At 39.4% G+C, this 4231-nt stretch carries 3 protein-coding genes and 1 pseudogene; 3 read left to right on the top strand and 1 reads right to left on the bottom strand.

The features are described from left to right. Positions 1-375: 375 nt before the first annotated feature. From ccpA to RWZ99_RS08910, 3 genes are read left to right on the top strand one after another with little or no spacing between them, the layout of a single operon-like run. Positions 376-1377 (top strand): catabolite control protein A, encoded by a 1002-nt coding sequence (gene ccpA / locus RWZ99_RS08920; RefSeq protein WP_314678209.1) that lies wholly within the window; start codon positions 376-378, stop codon positions 1375-1377. Between the two features lie 58 nt (positions 1378-1435). Next, positions 1436-2503 (top strand): MmcQ/YjbR family DNA-binding protein, encoded by a 1068-nt coding sequence (locus RWZ99_RS08915; RefSeq protein WP_314678207.1) that lies wholly within the window; start codon positions 1436-1438, stop codon positions 2501-2503. A 12-nt stretch (positions 2504-2515) separates the two neighbouring features. Next, on the top strand, positions 2516-3631 hold the full coding sequence (locus tag RWZ99_RS08910) for a glycerate kinase (protein ID WP_314678205.1): 1116 nt from the start codon (positions 2516-2518) through the stop codon (positions 3629-3631). Here the strand turns inward: RWZ99_RS08910 and RWZ99_RS08905 are convergent. Then, a pseudogene (locus RWZ99_RS08905) lies at positions 3623-4231 on the bottom strand (transposase); the annotation flags it as partial. The gene RWZ99_RS08910 and the pseudogene RWZ99_RS08905 sit on opposite strands and share 9 nt — an antisense overlap.

Raw genomic sequence — 4231 nt, 5'->3', positions numbered from 1 at the left:
ACAATAGCTAGCCCTGCTTTATTTTCATTCAAAAAATGACGAATGCGATCAAGTTTAGACATAGAAAAAACTCCTTTGTATTTCTTACACTCATTCTGTCACTTTTATAGGGAAAATGCAAGCTGTTTTTGGCCTTTCATTAAATCATTTGCTTTAATTGAGGTTTTTTAATCTTTTAAGTTGTAAGCGATGAATAGTCATGAAAACACGAAATGATAGCCCAGTTTCTGAAATGGCTTTCTTTCCCGTAGCTAGCGAAAGGGAATCCCTTTCATTTTTTTGTAAAAAATCAGTCAAAATAATTGAAAGTGTTTTCAAATTCTGCTACAATTACTATGAAAAAGTGAGCATTAAGTTAGAAAGGAAGTGTTTCTTATGAATACTGATGAAACGATTACAATTTACGACGTTGCGCGTGAAGCCGGAGTTTCGATGGCAACTGTCTCTCGTGTAGTGAATGGAAACAAAAACGTAAAAGAAAACACCCGAAAAAAAGTGCTCGAAGTCATTGATCGTTTGGATTACCGTCCAAATGCGGTTGCACGTGGCTTGGCGAGTAAAAAAACAACTACTGTAGGAGTTGTCATTCCAAATATTTCAAATAGCTATTTTGCTACTCTAGCTAAAGGTATTGACGACATTGCAACCATGTACAAGTATAATATTGTCCTTGCTTCTAGTGATGAAAATGACGATCACGAAGTTACCGTCATTAACTCTCTATTTGCCAAACAAGTTGATGGTATCATCTTCATGGGTTACCACTTGACGGAAAAAATTCGAGCAGAATTTTCTCGTACCCGTACGCCGATTGTTCTAGCAGGAACAGTTGACCTCGAAAATCAATTACCAAGTGTTAACATCGACTATAAAGCTGCTGTTGAGGATTGTATAACGCAACTTGCTAAAAATAATGAAAAGGTTGCCTTTGTATCAGGACCACTAATCGATGATATTAATGGCAAACTACGTTTGGCTGGATATAAGTCAGGACTTGAAAAGAATAATTTGCGCTATAACGAAGGACTTGTCTTTGAAGCTAAATATAGCTATAAAGATGGCTTTGAGTTAGCACAACGTGTCTTGAACTCTGGTGCCACTGCTGCCTATGTTGGAGACGATGAATTGGCTGCAGGTCTCTTAAATGGCCTCTTTGCTGCAGGTAAATCAGTTCCAGAAGACTTTGAAATCATCACAAGTAATGATTCACCGATTACAAGCTACACACGTCCAAACCTTTCTAGTATAAACCATCCTCTCTATGATTTAGGGGCAGTTAGCATGCGTATGTTGACAAAAATTATGAATAAGGAAGAACTTGAAGAAAAAGACGTTATTCTTAATCATGGTATAACTTTACGTCAGTCAACAAAATAAAAAGGAGTTGGGACACCAGTTTGTCTCAACTTCTCTTTTTTAGAAAAAGGGGAAATGAATGACTTTTGAGGATGCTTATTTTAAACAGAAAGTCCTAAAACATGATAGCCTAGAGCCTTTTGGTTTTATAACTACTGAGAAAGGTTACGAGTTCAGAAAACCACTAATGGCTGAAGAACTTGAGGCACGAGTATTCATTGATTTAGAAGGTAGGTTGACAGGGCAGGTTGTTGATATTGATCTTGATGAGCCTTATGACACTTTCCGAAGCCCTCACGCAACTGGAACCTACGTTGGCCAAGTCAGAGAAGCTTATGGCGATCTCCTGTCGCAAGTAGCTGATTTTTGTTATGACAATCAATTGTTTTCATCCCCACAAGCTAATCGTCTGGCTAATTTTCTAGTTAAGGAATTTTCGGACCAAGCTGACCATCCTTTTGAGAAATATCCAGACTATCTTTCCTTTCGAGTTGATGGTAAGTGGTATGCCTTATTTTTCCCTCTCAAAGGGGAGAAACTAGGGCTTAGTGGAGAAAAGGCAGATTTGGTCTATGATGTGGTTAACCTTAAGGTCGATCCTAGACAGATGGATAAGCTCTTAGACTTAGATGGAATCTTTCCTAGTTACCATATGTCCAAGAAGACTTGGATTAGCCTTGTTTTAGATGAGACAATTCCAGACCAAACGATTTTAGAGCTTCTTAGAGGGAGTCGTTCTCTGGTTGCTCCTAAGTATCTTAGGAAGGCTTCAGAGCCTCACTACTGGATTATCCCAGTAAATCTAAAATACTACGATATTGAGGAAGAACTCACAGCAAGTGAGGATATTCTTTGGACCCAGAAAGCCAGTATGCAAAAAGGGGACTTCGTTGCAATCTATATTACGGCACCCACCAAGGCTATCCGTTATCTCTGTCGGGTTTTAGAGGCTAATATACCTAATCAAGGTTATCGTGATGAAGAGAGTATTAAGGAATTGATGCGAATTAAACCTTTACACCGCTTTAATGATACTGATTTTGATAGTGAAAGGCTAAAGTGCTTTGGTATCAAAGCTGTCCGAGGTCCACGACATATGACAGATGACTTGGTTCAGGCCCTTTCCACTTATTTAAAAGAAAAATAAAAGGAGGAAATTATGCGAATTCTGATTGCACCTGATTCGTTTAAGGAAAGTTTGTCTGCAAAAGAGGTTGCCTTGGCTCTTAAATCAGGCTTTCAAAAGGCCTTACCCGATGCTGATTTTGACCTCATGCCAATAGGCGATGGTGGCGAAGGTACCTTAGATGCTCTTGCTGAAAATCTAAATCTTGAGAAGAAAACTGTTAAGATTCCACATGCTTATACTGGTGATGGCTCTGTCACCTATGCTAGTAATGGGGAGACTGCCATTTTTGAAATGGCTGCGATTTGTGGCTTGGAGCAGGTACCTAAGGATAAACGCGATCCTCTTTGTATAACAACCCAGGGGGTCGGTGAGCTGATTGTTCACTTGGTTAAATCTGGTATTCGTGATTTTATTATAGGTGTAGGCGGTTCCGCTACTAATGATGGCGGAATTGGTATGGCTTATGGATTAGGTTACCGTTTTTATGATTCTGAGGGGCAGGAACTTGAGCCAATAGGTGCCAATCTTGGCCTCGTTAAAAAGGTGTCCTCCCAAAATAAGCTTGATTTATCTAATGTAACCATTCGTCTTATCACCGATGTAGATAATCCCTTGTGTGGTTTAAATGGGGCAACCTATATTTTCGGTAGTCAAAAGGGCTTGGCAACTTCACAAGTTAAAAAGGTTGATCAAGACATGGCTCAATTCTACCAAAGCTTTGCTCCTGAGGTTCTGAAATTGGCTGGTTCAGGTGCTGGAGGGGGAATGGCAGCAGGAATGGTAGCCTTTGCAGGAGCAGAAATTAAGTCAGGGATTGATTTTGTACTGGATTGTGTCGATTTTGACCAGCGTGTGAAAACAGCTGACTTGGTTATTGTTGGGGAAGGACGTATGGATAGTCAGTCCTTATCTGGTAAAGCACCAGTAGGTGTAGCTAAACGAACACCATCAGATATCCCTGTTATCGCTATTTGTGGCAGTTTGAAGGATGACTTACCTGATTTTCCAGTAGCTGGCATTTCAGCTATTTTTCCAATCATTGGTCAATTAGGTGACTTAGATCAAATCCTGTCTTCGGCTAAGCAGAACCTTTATCGAACAGGACTCAATATTGGTAACCTCATCAATTTGAGTCAGTCATTGTGATATAAGAAAAAGCTGACCAGAGGTCAGCTCAGAACGTAGACAAACGTCATTTTTGGCGTTTGTCTTTTTGTATTTTCAAAAATATTTTTTCTTATCATCTGATATTCCATCCAAAAATCGGATTTAGAACAAAATAAAAAGGGATATTCGCTACCCATTTCACCAGTTTTTTGATATTTAAACATGCCAAAGTAAGCCCAACCTTATCTTCCATTTTGGACTTTCCTTTCTCTCTAGTATATCTTAAGTTATGGTATTCCTTAGCCGTCCCAAAGAGTCGCTCAATTGTTTCTTTGCGCTTCTTATAAAGTTCCTTCATTCCTCTTTGGTGGCGAATCTCTTCACAAAATTCAAGATCATCTTTCCATATATGTCTCGTGATTACTTTTTGGTGATTTTGACTCTGGGTACAAACGGATAATAGGGGACAAGAAGCACATACTTTTGGATCACTCTTATACTCACGATAACCTTCTCGAGTCGTCGTGCGATAGCTTAACACTTGATTCTCTGGACAGAGGTAACAGTCATAGAAAGCATCATAGACAAAATCATTGGGCCTTAAATTCCCCTTCACTCCCTTTGGACGAGTATAAGGGA

This window comes from uncultured Streptococcus sp. (genome assembly GCF_963545685.1).
Classification (GTDB): domain Bacteria; phylum Bacillota; class Bacilli; order Lactobacillales; family Streptococcaceae; genus Streptococcus.
The sequence above is the reverse complement of the archived record's forward strand: the minus strand, read 5'-3'. Positions and strand labels throughout refer to the sequence as shown.

Bases quoted from the DNA above. Each gene is read 5' to 3' on its own strand.
- ccpA (WP_314678209.1), top strand. From the start codon at position 376: ATGAATACTGATGAAACGATTACAATTTACGACGTTGCGCGTGAAGCC.
- RWZ99_RS08915 (WP_314678207.1), top strand. From the start codon at position 1,436: ATGACTTTTGAGGATGCTTATTTTAAACAGAAAGTCCTAAAACATGAT.
- RWZ99_RS08910 (WP_314678205.1), top strand. From the start codon at position 2,516: ATGCGAATTCTGATTGCACCTGATTCGTTTAAGGAAAGTTTGTCTGCA.